At 51.4% G+C, this 19514-nt stretch carries 17 protein-coding genes; 10 read left to right on the plus strand and 7 right to left on the minus strand.

The window, feature by feature from the left end; translation table 11 throughout:
• The 6 genes from AB1611_07590 to AB1611_07615 all read left to right on the plus strand — a co-directional run.
• Window positions 1-1025, plus strand: a 1025-nt coding sequence (locus tag AB1611_07590) for a carboxypeptidase regulatory-like domain-containing protein (GenBank protein ID MEW6379455.1), incomplete at its 5' end; no start/stop codon positions are given.
• Between the two features lie 261 nt (window positions 1026-1286).
• On the plus strand, window positions 1287-3020 hold the full coding sequence (locus AB1611_07595; GenBank protein MEW6379456.1) for a glutamine--tRNA ligase/YqeY domain fusion protein: 1734 nt from the start codon (window positions 1287-1289) through the stop codon (window positions 3018-3020).
• Between the two features lie 292 nt (window positions 3021-3312).
• Complete coding sequence (locus tag AB1611_07600; GenBank protein MEW6379457.1) at window positions 3313-3840, plus strand: hypothetical protein; 528 nt, start codon at window positions 3313-3315, stop codon at window positions 3838-3840.
• 193 nt (window positions 3841-4033) lie between these two features.
• Complete coding sequence (locus AB1611_07605; protein MEW6379458.1) at window positions 4034-5119, plus strand: cytochrome b N-terminal domain-containing protein; 1086 nt, start codon at window positions 4034-4036, stop codon at window positions 5117-5119.
• A complete protein-coding gene (locus AB1611_07610) occupies window positions 5116-6429 on the plus strand; it encodes a hypothetical protein (GenBank protein ID MEW6379459.1) in 1314 nt (437 codons plus the stop codon). Before AB1611_07605 ends, AB1611_07610 begins: the two co-directional genes overlap by 4 nt.
• A 205-nt stretch (window positions 6430-6634) precedes the next feature.
• Entirely contained in the window at window positions 6635-6910 is a 276-nt protein-coding gene (locus tag AB1611_07615) for a hypothetical protein (protein ID MEW6379460.1), read from the plus strand.
• A gap of 530 nt (window positions 6911-7440) precedes the next feature.
• On the opposite strand, the gene AB1611_07620 is transcribed toward AB1611_07615, so the two are convergent.
• Complete coding sequence (locus AB1611_07620; GenBank protein ID MEW6379461.1) at window positions 7441-7584, minus strand: hypothetical protein; 144 nt, start codon at window positions 7582-7584, stop codon at window positions 7441-7443.
• Window positions 7585-7877: 293 nt separating this feature from the next.
• On the opposite strand from AB1611_07620, the gene AB1611_07625 reads away from it, so the two are divergent.
• The gene (locus tag AB1611_07625; GenBank protein MEW6379462.1) at window positions 7878-8417 is read left to right on the plus strand and encodes a hypothetical protein; all 540 of its coding nucleotides are present in this window, start codon (window positions 7878-7880) and stop codon (window positions 8415-8417) included.
• 91 nt (window positions 8418-8508) lie between these two features.
• Here AB1611_07625 and AB1611_07630 read toward each other — a convergent pair whose 3' ends face one another.
• The 4 genes from AB1611_07630 to AB1611_07645 all read right to left on the minus strand — a co-directional run bounded on the left by AB1611_07630 (window position 8509) and on the right by AB1611_07645 (window position 13832).
• The gene (locus AB1611_07630; protein ID MEW6379463.1) at window positions 8509-9528 is read right to left on the minus strand and encodes an ABC transporter ATP-binding protein; all 1020 of its coding nucleotides are present in this window, start codon (window positions 9526-9528) and stop codon (window positions 8509-8511) included.
• Between the two features lie 36 nt (window positions 9529-9564).
• Window positions 9565-10263 (minus strand): ABC transporter permease, encoded by a 699-nt coding sequence (locus AB1611_07635; GenBank protein ID MEW6379464.1) that lies wholly within the window; start codon window positions 10261-10263, stop codon window positions 9565-9567.
• 215 nt (window positions 10264-10478) lie between these two features.
• Window positions 10479-10676: a DUF2795 domain-containing protein gene (locus tag AB1611_07640; protein ID MEW6379465.1), complete on the minus strand. Its 198-nt coding sequence runs from the start codon at window positions 10674-10676 to the stop codon at window positions 10479-10481.
• A 228-nt stretch (window positions 10677-10904) separates the two neighbouring features.
• On the minus strand, window positions 10905-13832 hold the full coding sequence (locus AB1611_07645; protein ID MEW6379466.1) for a tetratricopeptide repeat-containing protein: 2928 nt from the start codon (window positions 13830-13832) through the stop codon (window positions 10905-10907).
• 463 nt (window positions 13833-14295) lie between these two features.
• Here AB1611_07645 and AB1611_07650 point away from each other — a divergent pair, with 463 nt between their 5' ends.
• Both AB1611_07650 and AB1611_07655 read left to right on the plus strand, forming a co-directional pair.
• Window positions 14296-14715, plus strand: coding sequence for a hypothetical protein (locus AB1611_07650; protein ID MEW6379467.1), 420 nt, complete (start codon window positions 14296-14298; stop codon window positions 14713-14715).
• A complete protein-coding gene (locus AB1611_07655) occupies window positions 14712-16535 on the plus strand; it encodes a hypothetical protein (protein MEW6379468.1) in 1824 nt (607 codons plus the stop codon). The genes AB1611_07650 and AB1611_07655 overlap by 4 nt, the downstream gene beginning before the upstream one ends.
• A 277-nt stretch (window positions 16536-16812) precedes the next feature.
• Here AB1611_07655 and AB1611_07660 read toward each other — a convergent pair whose 3' ends face one another.
• Complete coding sequence (locus tag AB1611_07660; GenBank protein MEW6379469.1) at window positions 16813-17454, minus strand: LysM peptidoglycan-binding domain-containing protein; 642 nt, start codon at window positions 17452-17454, stop codon at window positions 16813-16815.
• A 338-nt stretch (window positions 17455-17792) separates the two neighbouring features.
• Between AB1611_07660 and AB1611_07665 the strand changes: the two genes are divergently transcribed.
• The gene (locus AB1611_07665; protein MEW6379470.1) at window positions 17793-19199 is read left to right on the plus strand and encodes a glutaminyl-peptide cyclotransferase; all 1407 of its coding nucleotides are present in this window, start codon (window positions 17793-17795) and stop codon (window positions 19197-19199) included.
• A 10-nt stretch (window positions 19200-19209) separates the two neighbouring features.
• On the opposite strand, the gene AB1611_07670 is transcribed toward AB1611_07665, so the two are convergent.
• Window positions 19210-19514 (minus strand): hypothetical protein (locus tag AB1611_07670; GenBank protein MEW6379471.1); only part of this gene is annotated, 305 nt, incomplete at its 5' end.

Below are 19514 nucleotides of genomic sequence, written 5' to 3' on the forward strand. Positions count from 1 at the left end.
GCAGTGATGACCTGAAGTATGCCACCAATGCTTCCGGCGCATGGCAAATCCACGTTGTGGACAGTGCAGGAGACGCAGGAAGGTATGCCTCGATTGCCCTCGATGCATCCGGGAAGGCGCACATCAGTTATTATGATGTAAGTAATAGCAATCTGAAGTATGCCACGAATGTCACCGGCGCATGGCAAATCCACGTTGTGGACAGTGCAGGAGACGCAGGAAGGTATGCCTCGATTGCCCTCGATGCATCCGGGAAGGCGCACATCAGCTATTATGGTGATAGCAGTGATGACCTGAAGTATGCCACCAATGCCTCTGGCTCATGGCAAACCCAGATTGTGGACAGCACAGGAAATGTGGGAACGTATACCTCGATTGCCCTTGATGAATCCGGAAAGGCGCATATCAGCTATTATGATGTAACTAATAGCAACCTGAAGTATGCCACCAATGCCTCTGGCTCATGGCAAATCCAAACCGTGGATAGCGATGGGGATGTAGGGGAGCATTCCTCGATTGCCCTTGACGCATCCGGGAAGGCGCACATCAGCTATTATGGTGATAGCAGTGATGATCTGAAGTATGCCACCAATGCCTCTGGCTCATGGCAAATCCAAATTGTGGACAGCGATGGAGAAGCAGGATCATACACCTCGATTGCCCTTGATGCATCCGGAAAGGCGCATATCAGTTACTGTGGTAACAATTCCCTGAAGTATGCCGCCAATGTTACCGGCTCATGGCAGGCCCAAACCGTGGATAGCGATGAAGGAGCAGGATCGTATACCTCGATCGCCCTCGATTCATCCGGCAGGGCGCATATCAGCTACTATGATGCCAGTAACGACGATCTCAAGTACGCTACGGAAACAGCTCGGCCCGAAATTACGGATCCTGTCATTGATAATCCTTCTCCGAACCATGATGGTTCTCGTGGCGGTTCCTCATCTTCAGGTTGTTTTATCAATTCCTTACAGGCGTCAAAGGAGTGGTTCCAGAGGTTCTTCAGGGGGATGGACCGATAGGTGTGCGCAGCTTTATCTTCAATACGGAACGGTATGGATTTTTTTTACTTCAGCATGCTGGAATGAATGGTGATATTATGGTAGAATAATTTCTTCAGATATTGATACATGAGTACGATACATTGGGACTCTATTCATGATATCCGCTCACAATCGCCATTAATACCAGATAGATTGAGGTAAAGAAAGCTTATGAAAACACCAGACACGGAAAAAGCTGTCAATGGAAAGGAACCTGAGAAGGGTGTTGAAACCATCGTCATGGATGATCCCGGCAGGGGCGCAGCCGTCAAGGACGATACCGCTCCCTCTCTTGACTTTATCCGGGCTATTATTGCCGAGGACCTGAAGGCGGGCAAGAATAATGGCCGGATTGCGACCCGGTTCCCGCCTGAGCCGAATGGTTATCTTCATATCGGCCACGCCAAGTCCATCTGCCTGAATTTCGGGATTGCCGCCGAGCATCCGGGTGGCACCTGCAATCTGCGGCTCGATGACACGAATCCGACCAAAGAGGATGTCGAGTATGTGGAATCGATCAAAGAGGACATCAGATGGCTTGGGTTCGATTGGGGCGATCGCCTGTTTTATGCATCCGACTATTTTGAGCAGCTCTATCAGTATGCCGTGCAGTTGATCAAAGAGGGCAAAGCCTACGTCTGCGACTTAAGCCCGGATGAGATCAGAGAGACGCGCGGCACCCTGACCGAGCCGGGCCGGAACAGTCCGTATCGCAACCGGACGGTCGAAGAGAACCTGGACTTGTTCGAGCGCATGCGGGCGGGAGAATTCGAGGACGGCTCCCATGTAGTCCGGGCCAAAATTGACATGGCTTCTCCCAATTTGAATATGCGGGATCCGACCATCTACCGCATCCGGCGGGTAGCACATCACCGGACGGGTGATCGGTGGTGCATTTATCCCATGTACGACTTTGCTCATTGCCTTTCGGATTCCATCGAGGGGATTACCCACTCTATCTGTACGCTGGAATTCGAGAATAACCGGCCATTATACGACTGGTTCCTGGATGAACTGAAGGTCAAGTGCCATCCGCAGCAAATCGAGTTTGCCCGCCTCAACCTCAGCCATACGGTGCTGAGCAAGCGAAAGCTCAACGAGCTGGTGGAACAGGGATATGTCACCGGCTGGGATGATCCCAGGATGCCTACCCTGGCCGGGCTGCGAAGGCGAGGCTATACACCGGAGGCCATCCGGAACTTTTGTGAGCGCGTGGGCGTGGCCAAAAGAGACAGTCTGGTCGATATCGCCCTGCTCGAATATTATATCCGGGAGGACCTGAACAGGCGGGCACCGAGGGTCATGGCGGTCCTGCGTCCTGTGCGGGTCGTGATTGACAATTACCCGGAAGGACAGGTGGAAGAGCTTCAGGCCGAGAATAATCCGGAAGATCCCACTATGGGAAAACGCACGATCCCCTTCTCCCGGGTACTGTATATCGAGCAGGAGGATTTCCGGGAAGAGCCGCCGAAAAAGTTCTTTCGCCTTGCTCCCGGCCGCGAGGTGCGGTTGAAACATGCCTATTACATCACGTGCGTGGATGTGGTCAAAGACGAGCGAACCGGCCAGATTGTCGAGCTGCACTGCACCTACGATCCGGCAACGCGGGGCGGATGGTCTTCGGATGGCCGTGACGTCAAGGGAACACTGCACTGGGTTTCGGCTGCTCACGCGATTCCTGCTGAGGTGCGGCTGTACGACCACCTGTTCACCAGAGAAAACCCCAACGAGGTGGAGGCTGGCCGTGATTTCAAGGATTATCTGAATCCCCGGTCACTGGAACGGTTGACTTCCTGCAAGGTTGAACCGGGTCTGGCCGCTGCCGCGCCTGGGAGCCGGTATCAGTTCCTGCGGCAGGGTTATTTCTGCCTTGATCCCGTTGATTCCGTCAATGGAGCACTGGTCTTTAACCGGACGGCAGGCTTGCGCGATTCATGGGCCAAGATCGAGAAATCGCAGAGTGGCCGGGGGTAGGGGAGGGCTTGTATAGATTTTTCACAGGCCGGATTTGTATACCTTCCTCCACTCCCTGATGGCAGTCCTGTCCGGTATGATGGATATCCCCAAAGAGAGCCGGGAATAAGCGGTTTTCATTCCTGGCTCTGTGCGTTTTTACCAACATTTCCCTCCCTGGCATTAAATTTGCTTGCCATAAGAAGAAGTAATCAGTGATCAATTATCAGTTTTCTTTTTTGCTGACCACTGATCACTGGCCACTGACCACCGACCACTCAAAAGGCTGTAACAGGGAGGAATTTTGGCATCTATGGTTTCAACGCAGCACCTGATGACTTCGATTGTTTTCATCCTGCTGGTCATTGTCTTTTGGGAAATCATAAGAAGCATCTTCACAGGAGTTCTTCGCCGGCTGTCCGGGATTTTCCGCCAGTCTCCACCCGCCGGAGCCTATGTGCGAAACCATGAACAGCAGGTTTGGCAGGCCAGGAGGGAAAAATTTATACAGGACATCAGGCAGGAGACTGCAACTTTGATGGGTCAGGGACAGATGGCCAGTATGCTGATCAGGGACCGTGTTTTGAAGGAAACGCGGGAGGAAGCGCAGAGAATCCTCCGGGAAGCACGAGGTGAAGTTGAGAAGATGCGCAGAGATGCAATCCTGAATATTCAGAAGGATATGGCTGAAATGGTCTACTCCTTTAACCAGCATTGGCAAAAGAACTCTCCTGGTCAGACCCAGGGTTATCCGAAGGTGAGTAATAAGGTTATCGAAAAGTACCTGGACAGCTACCATGCTTTGAAAAAGAATGCTCCTCAGACAAGCAGCCTGCTTTAGGAGCCTTACTCCTCCTTTTTGGGCAGAAAATCCAATGCCAGGTCCTGCCCCGGAAATTTATTCAGAATATCCTCATCGAAATAAGCGATAAATATAGGTAGAGCGGTTCAGCGGAAAGTTTATCAGACAAGCGGCCCAGGCCTTAATTTTGCTGAGGTTATCACTATAAACACTTAATTAATAGATCGTTATAATGAAGGCAAGTAAGATCTGCACTCGACGCATTCACGACAGTCCGAACGTGCAGGAAGGTCAGGCCAACGGCCCTGACAACGGCCCTGACTCTGTCCTCCACGAGGGAACCGGTGCTCTCAGCCCGATTCCGAAGCTCCAGGAATACCTTGAGCCCGGACCCGTTCGCTGGTCTTCCTGTTCAGGCTGGATTATTTTTTATTTATTCTGCCTTGAAGGGCTCAGCGGCATTCTGCTCCTGCTGTATTATCGCCCTACGGTCTCAGAGGCTTATGAATCAGTTCAGCAGATTACCAATATCCTGCATTATGGCTGGCTGGTCCGGGGGGTGCATATCTGGGGAATACATCTTCTGGTTATTTTCCTGATGCTTCACCTGGCACAGAAAATCATCACCCAAAGCTATGGGGCGGCCTTGAAATTAACCTGGGTATTGGGAATTCTGTTGATGGTTCTGGTGGGTATCATCGGAGCTACAGGGCATTTGCTTCCCTGGACTCAGGGCTCCTATTGGGCAACCACCTTCCTCACTCAGCTTTCGACAGCCATTCCAGTCATTGGCGAATCGGTTAAAATCCTTATCCGTGGAGGGAGTGAAGTCTCACAGATGACCCTCTCCCGCTTTTTCGCCCTGCATATTCTCATTGCTCCTTTTCTCTTCACCCTCCTGGCCGGGCTCCATATATTTTCAGCCAGAAGATCCCTTATTCCCAAAGACCTTCTTCTCCAGGTCTTGATGCTTCTGGTCCTGACGGCTATGGTATTCTCTCTTTCCACGTTTTCTCCTCCCCGGATTTCCACCAAGGCGGATCCTCTCAATTCGATCCTGAATATCAAGCCTGAATGGTATTTCATGGCTTCTTATGAGACCTTTCAGCTTTTGCGAATAATGCATCCGGAGAAGCAGGCAGTAAGCGTTATCCTGGGAATTGTCCTCCACCTTGGGGTTCTTCTGCTGCTCCTGCTGTTCCCCTGGTTTGCTCCCTCGCAAGATAAAGCCCCGTGGCTGAAATCCCTTGCTTGTGCGCTGACCACATTCGGGCTGCTTATTTTCCTGACCCTTACCCTGTTAGGCGCCTGCTCATGAGACAATCACCCTTTATTACCGGATATTCATCCCGCATGGCTCCCGGTTCAGTTCCGGTGATTGTGGTAGCCCTGCTCATCAGCCTCCTTCTTGACTGCCGGATGTCCCTGGCTGTTCGGAGCTCCTGTTTGGACTGTCATCTGGGATCAGCAAGGCCGGAATTAGCCAGATATGCGCAGCAGTGGCTCAAGAGCGCTCACGCCCTGGTTCCGGTCTGCTGTGAGGAATGCCACGGCGGTAATCCAGCCTCGCCCAAAACGCCGGTGATCGGGAAGGAAGGCTTCATTGGTTCACCCGGTAAAAGAGATATCCCTGCACTCTGTGACCGCTGCCATGCGGATGCCCTCTACATGCGAAAGCACGATATCCGGGTTGATGAGGAAAACCTGTATAAAAACAGCATCCACGGCCGGGAGTTGCTGGAGAGGGACAATCAGGATGCAGCCAGTTGTGTGGATTGTCATGGCAGTCATGATATCAGAAAGCCGGATGATCCCCAATCAACGGTCAGCCATCAGAATATTGCCGATACCTGCGCCCGCTGTCATGCCAACAGGGACCTCATGGAACCTTACGGCCTTCCCACAGATCAGTTGACCCGATATAAGAAGAGCTATCATGGTCAAATTGTCTATCAGCAGGTTGAGGGGGGAAATCCCCGTCTGGCCCCTTCCTGCCCGGGATGTCACGGCATCCACGGCGGAAAACCGGCAGGAGTTGACCGGGTTTCCGATGCCTGCAATAACTGCCATTTGAATTGCAAGCGGTATTTTCAAAAAAGCATTCACAGCCTCATGCTGAAAAAAAATGGAAAGCCCCGCTGTATCGATTGTCATGGCTATCACGATATCCCGCCTCCCAGTGAAGAGCTTTTCACTGGCAAGGCAGCTTCTCATTGTGGCACATGCCATTCGCCTGAATCGCCGGAGTACCGGAATGGGCAAAGACTGCGGGCTCTCATCAAACGGGCGAGAAGAGAGGCCGCAAGAAGCCAGAGCAAGATTATCCGGGTGAAACAGGATCTGGATATCGATGTTTCCAGTCTCAATTTGCGGATGGAAGATGTTCTCGAAAATCTTGGCCAAGCTATTAAGGCTACTCATTCACAGGATATCCAGGTCGTAAGTCAGATTATCAGCAACGCCAGGAAATACATAATCATCATCGACCAGCAGGTCGATCAGTGCTACCAGGAGGCCAGACAGAGAAAACAATGGCTGGGCCGCATGCTTCTGCTCATATCCGTGGCCTTCCTGCTGGTCGCTTATCAAAGACACAGGCTGAAAAACCAGGGCAGCAAGATCGTATAGACAAGCCACGAAGACAAGAGGCTGGCCGGCTATGCCTTCATCAATCCAATGGAAAGTTCTACCGACGTTGTACGAGAGGCTTTAACTTTTTTAAATTGGGCAGCTCATGAATTAAAGGAAAATCGAGTTATTCTATCCTCTACGTCTGATTATAAAGATTTTCATCAATTGATAATGGACTCTCCAAGCAAAATCAAACCTTGACATGTCCGAAGAATCTAAACCAAAATTACAGGATATTAAAGATTTTATTCCTGCAGTTAAACAAATACCCCGTGAAAGGTATGAATTCTTCGTTAGAGGACTTCCTCCACTTACGAGAGCAGGGGTAAATCTTTTTATATTGGTCTTTATAGTTACAGTGGGATTCATCGTATTTGCCATTATAGGGTATGGTCTTAAGGAACGTGAAATGACAAATACCTTAAAAACGTATCAGAGTTTAATATTAAAAGGTAATTTAAATGAATCATCATATTGAAAGATTAAAAGAATCGATCGAAAAAAGCAATTCGGAGATATTTGAATTCCGAAGGTTTTGGAAAGAAATAATTCAAATGGTTTTGCTCAATGCCTTATTTCCGATACTCACTGCTTTACTTGGCTATATCTTTGGAACCAGACAAACCTAACCATTATTTCAAATTCAAATCTTTCTCTTTTGTTATTTATTTACCTGCCTGACTTTCAGACTCCCGTGATGTTCACCCCTCCGAGAAAGAAAGAGGGGAGAAGAAACAGCCAATACTTTATGCTCCCTGGTGTCATAAAGATTCCGTCACCTGTTTTTGATACCCCTCATCGAACGGCCAGATAATCATTGTTTCATAACCCCTTGAAGGACGATAACTCCATACCTCCGGTCATGGTATGAATAATGCTCTTCTGAGGGAAGGTAAGGAGTAAGGTTTTATGGCTTAATCGATTTAAAGGGACCAAGTTACCATGAGCTGGATGATTTCTGATCATGATCAGTAGGGGAGATAGGAGAGGTTGTTGGGTGACTATCGGTCACGAAATAACCTGATCATTCTGCTTCCAGTTCCTGGACGGGCACTGTTTCTCCTTCACTCCGTTTTTATTCCTCCAATCTCCAACTCCTGCTCCACTGCCGCCGCCGCCACCACCATCGCGAAGGTATGATACCTTCATCATGATTTCGTGCCGATTCGACATTCCCACAGGATTGTAAGGCCTGAAGCAGGCCCTGGTTGCTGTCTGCCGGATTTTTAGGTGCAAGCTTTTCAGGTTCCCGGTTGAACAGGTCTATACTCCATAAAGACGCGGGGGAGAGATCCTTTTTCCCAGGCGTACCAGGCCCAGCATGCCTGGATGGAAAGGAAGGGGGAGCACGGTCCGGAAGGAAAGGAGGTGAAGTTTTTGCAAAGCAGATTTGAAAAAATCGGGTTTGGTCGTGTAACTGCAAGAAAATAGAAGGAGATGCTCTCATGTTTTCTGGAATGCGCTCGCGTTATCTATCGGCCCTCGCAGGATTGTTCGTAGTAGCAGCAGGCATTGTTCTGGTATCCCCTATCGTTCAGGCACAACTTTGGACCAATCTTCCTCCCTACAATACCCTCTGGCCTCTGTGGTCCCCGGCCCTTTCGCCAGACGATTCGAATGGTGTTCCGACCCCCATCGTAACAAATCTCGAACCAGGCACCGTATTGCCGGTACAGCCCGGGCTGACCTGGGATCCGGCCTGGGCCTATCCCTGGCTCCTGTATAATACTCCAGCAGGCATGGCCTATTTCGATCCGGTCTACGGGTTTAATCTCTGGCCGCCATCGTACCTGATCGACCCTGACACCGGAGCGGCGCTTCCCCTTACCCTGAAGGGAGGCTCATGGCCGAACCTTCCTGCTCCCCTCATTGATTGGGGTCAGCAGTATGTTCCCCTGGCCAATATAACCTATGCTTTCCTGTATGGGCTCGATCCGCTTGGGTTCGGTCTTCTCCTGACCCCGGCTGCCATCTGGGGATTGTAAGCATATACGCATCGGGCGGTCAGCGGGCAGCCTCCTACCCTGACCGCCCGATGGCCCCTCGGCCTCCCTGGTCTTGTGGATCGGCCATGAATTACAGAATATTCACCGATGAGGCCTTGAAGGTCAGATAGACGCGGGACCCGATGCCAAGGCCGATATCCCGCAGGGAATGTTCCGTGATCAGGACTTTGAATGTCTCCTGGGAGTGGATTTCGAGGAGTATTTTCCCTTCCTGGGCAACGATCTGGCTGATGACTCCCTCAAATCTGTTTCGGGCACTTGAAGCAAAGGGCTCTTTCGAGACGATGATATTTTCCGGATCAATGGTCACATGGGTCGAGTCCACGGGCAGGGTATCAGGGGTGACCCAGATGTGAATTGCTCCGGTATCGAACGAGATGCCTTCCTGAGTCTGCTCAAAATGGCCTGAAAAGAGGTTGTGCATGGCCGAAGTCACTAAAGAGCCTTCAAAGAGGGAGAATACCTCGTCTGCCAGCCGGTATGCCTGGGACAGGTTATGGGTAGTCATCACCACCGTAGTCCCCCGCTCCCGGTTGATCCGGCTGATGATGCTCTCGATGCGGTGGATATGCCGGGTGTCTACATTGGCGGTCGGCTCGTCCAGAAAAATGATGGCCGGATCAAGAACCAGGGCCCTGGCCAGTGCCACCAGCCTCGTTTCCCCGCCGGAGATTTCCCTGGCCCTCCTTTTTTCAAACCCCTCCAGCCCAACCCAGGAAAGCGCTTCTTTGACTTTGGCCGCCTGGACTTTCCGGGGAATGCCGCGGACATGCAATCCATAGGCTATATTTTTCGCCACCGACATATGAAAAAGATATGGATTCTGGAGAACCATGGTCATTGATCTTTGCATGGCCATGCGGGAAGCCCCGACAGTACCGGCTACCGGATGCCCCTCGAAGTAAATCTCGCCGCTCGTCGGCTCGAGAATAAGGCCCATGATGGACAAAAGGGTGGTTTTCCCGGAGCCGTTCGGGCCTACCAGGCTGTAAATCCTGCCTCTTTCAAGTGAAAGATCGGCAATGTCAAGCACTTTTCTCTCCCGGTAGATATGGGTAATGCCTTTCAGCTCCATGATTCTGGTCGTCATCTGTTCCTCGTTATCGCTCCGTTCTCAACCCCGTTTTCACCGGGGCAGTCCTCTTCTCTGAAGAGTATACAGGAAGATATTGATCAAAAACACCACCAGCAGAAGGAAAAAACCCAGGGCGAGCCCGAACCCAAACTCTCCCTTGCTGGTCTCAAGAGCAATGGCTGTAGTCATGGTCCGGGTGGAGAACCGGATATTTCCACCCAGCATCACGGCTGCGCCAACTTCCGACACTGCCCGCCCAAAGCCGGCGATAATGGCGGCCATCAGGGCAAACTTGGTCTCCATCAGCACGGTCCAGGCCGTGCGGATCCGGCCTGCACCCAGAGTACGGGCTGTGAGAGTCACCCGGTAGTCCACTGAATGGACAGCCGCTATGGTCAAGTTGGTTATAACCGGCAGGGAAAGGAAAAATTCACCCAGAATGACCGCTTTTGGCGAGAACATCAGATCTAAAAATCCCAGGGGGGCGCTCCGGGAGAGAAGTGCATAGCCGAGGAGTCCGACAATTACTGAAGGTAAAGCCATGGTCGTGTTCAGCAGGGTAATGAGCAAAGATTTATCCCTGAAGGACCGTGAGCCAACCAGAAAACCGGCTGGCACGCCGACCAGAACAGCCAGGGCCGTAGCCCACAGGGAGAAGTCGAGAGACCGCAGCACAATGCCGTATACCTCCCGGTCGAGCGAGAGGATCAAACGAAATGAAGTCCTGAAAGCCTCAGGCAAAAAGCCCATGCTGCTGCCCCGTGCGGCGATAAGAAATGGTACCAGCGTGATAAATGATACCAGAGTGATATGTGAATATCATGCATGATATTAGCCGGAAGCGATAATGTCAAGATTGTACGGATAAATGCATGAATATAATCGGGTATTCGGGGTAAGGAGAGAGAAAATACCAAGGGGGGCTTTTTAAGCCCCCCTTGGCAGATCGAAGAGAGCCAGGCGAACTATTCCTGTTTCAGTTCGCCAAATGCTTTGCTTACGTCCACGGCAGTATTGTAGGTACGCTCAGGAAGGTGCTCCAAAGTTGTTATAACATCCGGTTGCGCCTTGTGTTGCCTGGCTGTGTTAACTAGATCATTTTTACTGGCAGGGAAATTTATCCCTTTTATGCTTTTTTCAATGTCAGCTGCTGAGACTGCCATTTTCCTTCTCCTTATACGGAACGGTCTCTACCGCCTGGTAACGGTCCTCACCATTCCAGACTACTGGGTAATGTCATTGAATACTCAGCGGAGTATTCATCACTGTAATGATCGGACTCTTTTTCTCTATCCCCTTACAAAAACTTAAAAAAATGTTTCAGAATGCACCAGCCTTTTCGCGGGAAATATTCAGGCGGCTTTCACTGCTTCAGCAGAGGCCAGCTTTCATCACACCGGGTAGAGACGGTTTTTGCCGTATCCTGTTCTTGTGCGGATAGCCGCAGCCCTGGCCTCAACTTCTTTTACCCCGGCCTCATTGCCACCTGCCTTGCGGAGCAGATCAGCATAATTTTCAAGGCATTCGGCCATATCCGGATGATCCGGACCGAGGGTTTTCTCTCTGATGCCAAGCACCCGCCGGTGTAACTCCGACGCCTCGGCGTACCTTCCCTCGCTGTAGTGGATCGCTGCCAGATTGGTAAGGCAGGGGCCAAGGTCAGGGTGGTCCGGGCCAAGGGCCTTTTCTCTGATGGTCAATGCCCGCCGGAAAAGCTGCTCTGCCTCTGCCTGCCTGCCCTGATTGCAGGAAAGCACTGCCAGATTATAGAGACTTTGGGCAACCTCCGGATGTTTCAGTCCAAGAGTTTTCTCTCTCATGGCCAGCGCCCGCCGGTGAAGCTCTTCGGCTTCAGCATATCTTCCCTGGCTGCGATGAAGCTCTGCCAGATTGCTGAGGCTCTGGGCTACGCCCGGATGATCCGGCCCAAAGGCCTTCTTCCGGATAGCTGAAACCCGTCTTGAAAGCGGTTTGGCTTCTTTGTACCTGCCCTGAACAGTGTAGATCGTCACCAGGTTATTGAGGTCTGCAATCACTTCCTGATGGTCCGGACCAAGGGTTTTCTCCCTGATGGCCAAAACCCGCCGGAAAAGCTGTTCCGCCTCCTGATACTTGCCCTGATTGAATGAAACCACCGCCAGGTTGGTGAGGTTCCGGCCTACATCCGGATGATCAGGGCCAAGGCTCCGCTCCCTGATTTCCAGCGCCCGCCGGTAAAGCATCGCTGCATCAGCATATTTACCCTGGGTATAATAGATGGTAGCCAGATTATCGATATTTTTGGCCACATCCGGGTGATCGGGACCCAGAGTCCGCTCCCTGATTTCCAGTGCCTGTCGGTAGAGCTGCGCTGCCTCTGCATATTTACCCTGGACATCGTACAGCACCGCCAGATGATTGAGGTTTTGGGCTGCATTGAGGTGATCCGGACTCATGGAAAGGGCGCTCGCCTGCGGAGAGAGGGGCTTTGCCTGAACATGCCTGTCCCTGTCACAATGTGTCTTGGCATAATGTGCCTGGGCATACGGTGCCTGAGCACCGGAGGACAACACCCGCAGGTTATCGGGGTCTGCGCCGGCAGTCGCATCAGGATAGTCAAGCCGGTGGGCAGGCCGATGTTCGAGCTTCAGGATTCTTTCCCAAATGGCGAGAGCCAATTTGTAGAACGGCTCTGCCTCAGCGTAGCGGGCACGGGTATACAAGTAATAGCCTGCCTGATTGAAAAGACGCGCTGCTTCCGGAAAACCGAAGTGCACGTGCCCGGTAACATCTGCCACAGCCCGGACATGAGGAAGAAGAGAGTCACACAAAGGCCGGGTTGGAAAGGCAATCTCCGGAAATGCCTGACTAAGTGCGCGAATAGAGCGCTCAGCCCAAAGCCGATAGCTGACCTTATTCATGCGCATGCTGCCCTGCAGCACAGCCTGAATGAGCCGGTGAACGCAGCAGGCGACTGAACCGGCGAAGCCGACGGAGTGAATCAGCGAGTAGCTCACCAGCGGCTCAAGCAGGCGATCCAATGGACTTTTGACAGGCATGATGACAGAGGGGGGAGGATCGGCAGCAGCAGTGTCAAGATGGTATGGGGTAGTCTTCCCCGCACCTGCCAGGGCAGCGGAAATTGCAGGCCCAAGCTGTGAGGCTCCGCTGACAGGGAGCTGGCCGGGGATACTGTCCGGTGCCAGGAAGGTGAAAAAACGCAGGAGATCAGCCGCAGCCCCGGATGATTTTTCCACCTCCTGGAAGCTCATTTCCAGGGCAGCGGCAACTGAGGAGGGATAATCGCCATCTCTCTTCATTGCACCCGGTCTTGACTTTGCAGACACCTCCTTATGCTGCCTGCGCAATCTGGTAAGGTAATCCTGAAAATGCAAGCTCTTAGCTGTAATATACGCCCCCGCCAGCTCAAGGGCCAAAGGCAGGCAGCCAAGTTCCTGGGCAATCTCCCAGGCGGCTGCTTCTTCAGCAGCAGGTTCTGGAGCTGCACCCTCTTTTGCCAGGTCCCCGGCTGCATATTCTTCGATAAAGCCGCAAGCCGCCTCCTCGCCAGGGGTAAGGGCTGCTTTTTCCCCCTCTCCCTTTTCTCCACCTCCATTTCCAGGTGCATCTTCTGGATAATTACCATTCCGCCCGGTACGGACGGAGAGAAACCTCACTGCCTCATCAGGCAGCATGGCAGTTATTTTCACCTGCCTGGAGGTGCTCGGAACAGGGAACCCCTGAGCCCGGCAGGTAAGCAGGATATGCCCCTTCGGGTGCTCAGGAAGAAAGTCGAGGAGAGAGCTTTCATTACCCTCCTCCCCCTTAAAGGGCAAGCTTTCATTATACTCCTCCCCCTTGAAGGGGGAGGTTGGGTGGGGGTGATGGTTATTTTCATCATCCTCATTGGCTAACTCTTTGACTAAATCAGGCTGGCCGTCACCGCTGACATCTTGAGAACCATCAACACCGGCATCATCAAGGATCAGCAGCCAGCGGTTATTTTCATCAAGCCATTGCTTCACCATATCCACAACCAGGTTCTGATCATGGGAATCCTTTCCGGGGAGATTCAAGAGGCTTGCTATGGCAGTAAATCCTGATATCAGTGATAAGCGCGTACTGGCCTGCACCCACAGCATCGCCTGGTATTCATCCTGATGACGGTGGGCATACTCAATGGCAATCTGGGTTTTGCCAACCCCTGAAGGGCCGAAGATAATATGAGGCTGGACTATAGCCGCACCTTCACCGGAGGTGAGGAGGACATGCAGTTTTTTAAGTATTTCCTCCCGGCCAGTGAAGAACGGATTATGCGGAGGGATGTTACGGCAGTTCATGATAAACTTCTCCTTGGCTACACCTAAACATGCTGAATAATCAGGAGTGTTTGCTGATAAAATTTTGACCTGCTCAAAAGACAAAGCTAAATCTTGGCTAAAAATTATATCATACTCATCAATTGTCTGCCTATTAAAATCGCTCGTACGCATCAGGGAACACATCAATTGCCAAGAATTAAACTTGTCATTTCGATTTATCCTGCTCATCTTTCCCCTTGACAAACAAAAATCAGAATCGTACGATATTTTTATCGTACGATATATTAGTCGTACGATAAAAATATCGTATAAGGCAGCATTTATACGATCCGTACATCGTAATAAGCGTAATAAGCGCCTATTTAAAAAGATAAACGCTTATCGAAAAAGCCCTGAGATACTGAACCATCACTGGCTCAGTGTCTGGTTTTCGGATAGATAACAAATAAGCCGGTAATTTCAAAGTCAGGAGGAAAAAAATATGGATCAATGTTCCGGCAATTTTAAGGCAATGCGGATTCTTATTGGCATGCCCGAGGTCGCAGAGGCACCGGAAGTAGTCATTGGAAGATCCCCGCTTGTGGATCGCCTCTGGAGGCAGTTGGAAGCAGGGAGTCTCCGCCTTCTGGCAGAGCGACGAATGGGGAAAACCTGGGTTCTTACTCTGGCACGGGCCAAAACCCCTGAATGGGCGATTCCCATTTTTATCGATGCAGAAGGTTTCAGGAGTGCGCCAGAGTTCGTCATGCGGTTAAACAAAGAGTTGTACCAGGCAGGCATCATTCCGGCCAACTGGTGGGATACGGTTCTGGATGTAGTCCAGCAGGGCGATCAGTGGCAATTCAAGCTGGAAATCGTCCGGCGATGGTGGTATGAAGCACGAGGGAGGCTGGCCTTATGAGCAGTGTCGTGAGCAGTGCCATGAACACTCTGACCATGAGCGAAATATCGGTTCAGATGATCTTCAGCCCGCAGAATTGTACTCTGGACCTTCTCGACAAAACCCTGACCCCCGACCGACGCAGCCTGGCGGATAGCATCCTGGCCAGGATCGAGGATGGCCTCAAGGTAAAAGCCGCAAGCTACCATTTGATCATCGGGCCGCGCGGCTCCGGAAAAACCCATGTTCTTGCTTTCATCCGCAAGAAACTCGAAGCCAGTACTCCCCTCCAGGTTATTCGCCTTTCCGAGGAGGAGCGCGGCATTACCAACCTGCTGGACTTCCTCCTGGCCTGTTTCCGGGCAGCAGGGATTCCCGGTGAAACAGCGGTGGACCGCATCAGGCACGGGAACCAGGCCACGTACAAGAATGCGGGTATTGATTACTTTAAGGATGCAGCAATTGACTACTTCTGCGAAATCACCAATGGCAAAAGTGTCCTGGTCATCATCGAAAACCTGAGCAATCTGTTTGATGGCCTTGAAGAATCGGCTATCTCAGACCTGCGGGGTTTTTTTCAGGAGCATCCGTTCATATCCGTAATCGCCTCATCCATAAATCTTTTCACGGATAGCAGCAAGGCCGATCATCCCTTTCATGGTTTCTTCAATATCCATCCCCTGGAGCAGCTCAGCCGGAATGATGCCCGCAAGTACCTGCTGGCTCTGGCCCAGGCAAAGGGAGATGAAAAGCTTATTGCTGTCTTCCAGAAAAATCGGCCTCTGGCTCGGGCGCGGGTAAATGCGATCTATGACCTCACCGCCGGCAATCACCGGCTGCTGGCCATGCTCAATATCTTTCTAACCGCAGACGGTCTGGATGAGCTGGTTGATCCTTTCATCCAGATGGCTGACCGGGAACTGACCCCATACTATCAGCAGCGGATTGACCAGCTTTCTTCGCAGCAGAATAAGTTGCTGCAAACCATAGCCAACCATCACGGAAGAGCACTGAACGTTAATGAAATCGCTCATCTTACCTTCCTGCCCTCAACAACCGTGTCGCGGCAGTTGTATGATCTTTTGCATGGAGGGTATGTAATAAGAAAGCAGGTTGGCCGGGAATCATGCTATGAACTCAGTGAGCCGCTCCTTCGGCTGGTGCTTGACTTGAAGGAGGGTAGGGATCGGCCTCTGCCGATTATCGTTAATCTGCTGAAACACTGGTATACTGCTAAGGAGCTTCAGCAGTTGGAGAGGACCGCCCCAGAGCATGCGCGATGCTACTACCAGGCTGCGCTTGGGGAGATGCCGTATAGCAGGGCTGGTGATTTCGGGGTTTCCCTCGCTTTGCAGATCCAGCCTGATTACCCAGACGCTTTAGCCGGAACTATCAAGGCACTCATTCACCTCAACCAAGCAGACAATGCCCTGCAATCTCTATCCGATATGCTTAAAAAAGTCCCCGCCTCCCACGACATCCGCAAAACCTTAGCTTCTGATTTAATCAATCTCCTGCTTCATGATGAGCTGCACCTTAAACAGGTCATCGAAATCTACCAGGATGACCAAAACTCACTCATGGCAGGGCTTACCCTGTGGATACAGAACCAGCTTCCTTTATCCAAATCAGATGCGGAGAAACTTGAGCCTGCCTATCACACCCTGTCATCCGCTTTCGGCGCAATCCCTGAAGCTGCACAGGCACTGCAAATGTTTCAGGCTGCCCGGCTGGATGCGATGGGTGATCCCAAGGCACTGTTGAGACTGCCCATAGAGCTTCGGCGGTTGATTGAAAGAGTAAAGGAAGAATCAGAGGGAGAACCGTCACCCCAGGAATAGCCATCAAAGGGAGAGCCAAAAGGGAAAGTTGCACCATGCCTCCTTCAATCTGGAGGAATGGGTTGAGGGAAAGGGTAAAATAAGGTGTCTTGCCTATGCGGAGCAGTCACCCCCACCTAACCTCCCCCCTCAAGGGGGAGGAATAATAATGTCATTAAATTCAACGCATTAACCAAAAGCCTACCCTTGTAGCCTCTCCCCCCAACCCCAAAAGGCCAGCCCCTCGCTCGGGGGCTGGCCTTGACTGTTTCTCAGGAGGTTCACTTTGAGGTTCACTTTATGGGATGCGAAATTTCTGACCAGGGTGTATCAAATCCGGATTATCGATCTGCTCTTTGTTGGCTTCGTAAATCTTCGGCCATTCAGAGGAATTGCCATAGAAGTGCAGGGCGATCTTGCTGAGGGAATCGCCGGGTTTTACCTCGTAGATGCGTCCCTCTGGCCCTGGCCCGACAGCTTCCGCGGCAGTGGCTTTCAAGGCATAAGCTATGGAGTCCAATGTCTGTGCTTCTTCATCGCTGACTTTTTTGCCCAGGCCAAGAAATCTCTCGCTTGCTGCTTCGGCAATTTTACGGCCGAGGGTCAGCAGGAAGTTCCGGTATTCATCGGCTTCCTGCCGGTTGACTTTTTGGCTCAATATGTACCCTACCTGCTGGAGTTGCCGCAGTGCCGACCCTTCCGGCCCTCCTCCGAGCTGGGCAGCCTCTGCACCTCCTGTAGGTGGTTTCTCCCTGCTGCTAACCAGCACGTCCTGAACCAGCGGGTTACCGCTTTGGTAGCCTTCCAGGAATTTATGCATTGCCTTTGCCTCAGACCTGGTTACATCATCTGCGCCACCAGTGAGCAGAGAGTAGATCAGGTGAGGTGCATTCATCAATAATTGCCACTCATGCGGTTCAAAATCTGATCTGGTTGCCATGATAAAAGTCCTTCCTTAATAATAATAATCATTCCAGTGGCTCCAGGCTCGTGAATGTCCGGCAAATAACTTATTCTTCAACTCCTTAAGCCTGGCCACCTTACTTATCAATCGGAGATATCGACCCGTTGTTACTACTTGAATCTCTATTTGAAACATTTGCAGCTTTGCTATTTGAACCATGAGGCAGTAAATCATTGAGGGGTGATTCAAAGAAAATTCCGGCATGGCCACCAGGTATAAAAAATGCATTTTCGAGGGAGAAGGAGCGCCTCCGCAGGGGCGAGGGAGAGCGGGGGAGTCTGCTTCGAAGCACAAACTATGGTGAGGAATATTGAATGCCCAGAAATATTGTCATCTGCTTTTTCATGGTTGTTATTTTCATAGTTGCTGTTTCCATAGCTTTCTTTCCTTTGCCATCAGGGAATGCTCAGTTGAGAAACCTTTACGGCACTACCATCTACGGTACGGGCAGTCCGGGTATTAACAGCCTTGGCACTGCCGTCTCCGGCGTCGGTTCTCTTTCCGGCTTCGGCTCTGGCTCCGGCTCCATTTCCGGCTTCAATCCCTATAGCTCCGGCAGTTATTATACTCCTTCATTCTATTCATCGATTGATTCACTGATTGCCCCTCCTGGCCTGCTCTTTGCTCTTCCGGCGGTCTCCGGTTTCAGCCAGATTGCCAGCTCTCGCGGGGTAGTACGGTCCGGTCAGCAGAGTTTATCCGGCTCCAGCCCGCAGGGGATATCCAGGCAGCCGGTAAATCCGCTTTTAGCTGCAATCTCCCCTTCTGTCGGGACAAATGGCCTATACTATTCCTCTCCGGATTATCTTTCCCGGAGCACTGGTGCCGTAAACCTTGTGTCAGCCTCTAATGTATCAGCCTCCAGTTTATCAGCATTCAGGCCGTTTACTCCCTTCTTCACCGGGTCACAAATCCTTCAGCAGCTTCTGCTTCAGCCGTATGCAGCCATTCATGGCGGTCCTGGCAGCCTGATAAGCTGGCCGAGGGCTGAAGTGGTGGTTCCGGCAACTTCCCCTGTTGTTCCGGTCAATTACACCTACACGGTAGTAAATGTCTTCCCGCACGACAAGGGCGCTTTCACCGAAGGGCTGGTTTATAATGGCGGCTTTCTGTACGAGGGCACCGGAATTCCGGGGCTGTCGGAAATTCGCAAAGTGGATCTCTTGACCGGCACTGTCCTGCAAAGCCGCGATCTTCCCGCTCCCTACTTTGGCGAAGGGATAACTATTTATGCGGGCAATCTCATCGAGCTGACCTGGCAGCACAATATCGGGTTTGTTTATGATAAGGTCACTTTTGACCTGCTTCAGACCTTCACCTATCCGACCGAGGGCTGGGGACTGACTCACAATGGAACAAATCTGATCATGAGCGATGGCACAGCAACCCTGCATTTTCTCGATCCGGTCACTTTCGCTGAAGTCAGCTCGCTCGATGTGTATGACCAGAATGGTCCGGTGCTCTGGCTCAATGAGCTGGAATATATCAAGGGGGTAATCTTCGCCAATGTCTGGCTGACGGACCGGGTTGTCATGATTTCACCCACGACAGGCCGGGTGGTAGGCTCGATCAATCTGGCTGGTCTTCTGAGCCCGGCAGATATCGTCTTTCCGCTCGATGTGCTCAATGGCATTGCCTATGATGCCAAAAATGACCGGCTGTTTGTGACCGGAAAGTGGTGGCCCAAGCTCTTTGAAATTGACCTGGTTCCGCTTCCGTAAGAATGCACCTTTACTGGCTTTTCTGTTGCTTCAACACATCGACCAGAAGCTGCATTACGGTATCAAGGCGCTGGTTTATTTGTACGATATGGGAATCGATTTTCTGGTTTAATTGGCCGATTTGAGAATCGATTTTCTGGTTTATCTGTACGATTTGAGAATCGATTTTCTGGTTTAATTGGCCAATCTGAGAATCGATTTTCTGGTTTATCTGTACGATTTGAGAATCGATTTTCTGGTTTAATTGGCTACTCAGGTTATCGATCCTCTGACCCAGATTATCAATCCTCTGATTCATAGTATCAAGACGTTGGT

Source organism: bacterium (assembly GCA_040755755.1).
Lineage (GTDB): Bacteria > SZUA-182 > SZUA-182 > DTGQ01 > DTGQ01 > DTGQ01.

Excerpts from the sequence above, each read along its gene's own strand:
- AB1611_07595 (MEW6379456.1), top strand. The coding sequence starts at position 1,287 with ATGGATGATCCCGGCAGGGGCGCAGCCGTCAAGGACGATACCGCTCCC.
- AB1611_07600 (MEW6379457.1), top strand. The coding sequence starts at position 3,313 with ATGGTTTCAACGCAGCACCTGATGACTTCGATTGTTTTCATCCTGCTG.
- AB1611_07605 (MEW6379458.1), top strand. The coding sequence starts at position 4,034 with ATGAAGGCAAGTAAGATCTGCACTCGACGCATTCACGACAGTCCGAAC.
- AB1611_07610 (MEW6379459.1), top strand. The coding sequence starts at position 5,116 with ATGAGACAATCACCCTTTATTACCGGATATTCATCCCGCATGGCTCCC.
- AB1611_07615 (MEW6379460.1), top strand. The coding sequence starts at position 6,635 with ATGTCCGAAGAATCTAAACCAAAATTACAGGATATTAAAGATTTTATT.
- AB1611_07620 (MEW6379461.1), bottom strand. The coding sequence starts at position 7,584 with ATGATGAAGGTATCATACCTTCGCGATGGTGGTGGCGGCGGCGGCAGT.
- AB1611_07625 (MEW6379462.1), top strand. The coding sequence starts at position 7,878 with ATGTTTTCTGGAATGCGCTCGCGTTATCTATCGGCCCTCGCAGGATTG.
- AB1611_07630 (MEW6379463.1), bottom strand. The coding sequence starts at position 9,528 with ATGACGACCAGAATCATGGAGCTGAAAGGCATTACCCATATCTACCGG.
- AB1611_07635 (MEW6379464.1), bottom strand. The coding sequence starts at position 10,263 with ATGGGCTTTTTGCCTGAGGCTTTCAGGACTTCATTTCGTTTGATCCTC.
- AB1611_07640 (MEW6379465.1), bottom strand. The coding sequence starts at position 10,676 with ATGGCAGTCTCAGCAGCTGACATTGAAAAAAGCATAAAAGGGATAAAT.
- AB1611_07645 (MEW6379466.1), bottom strand. The coding sequence starts at position 13,832 with ATGAACTGCCGTAACATCCCTCCGCATAATCCGTTCTTCACTGGCCGG.
- AB1611_07650 (MEW6379467.1), top strand. The coding sequence starts at position 14,296 with ATGGATCAATGTTCCGGCAATTTTAAGGCAATGCGGATTCTTATTGGC.
- AB1611_07655 (MEW6379468.1), top strand. The coding sequence starts at position 14,712 with ATGAGCAGTGTCGTGAGCAGTGCCATGAACACTCTGACCATGAGCGAA.
- AB1611_07660 (MEW6379469.1), bottom strand. The coding sequence starts at position 17,454 with ATGGCAACCAGATCAGATTTTGAACCGCATGAGTGGCAATTATTGATG.
- AB1611_07665 (MEW6379470.1), top strand. The coding sequence starts at position 17,793 with ATGCCCAGAAATATTGTCATCTGCTTTTTCATGGTTGTTATTTTCATA.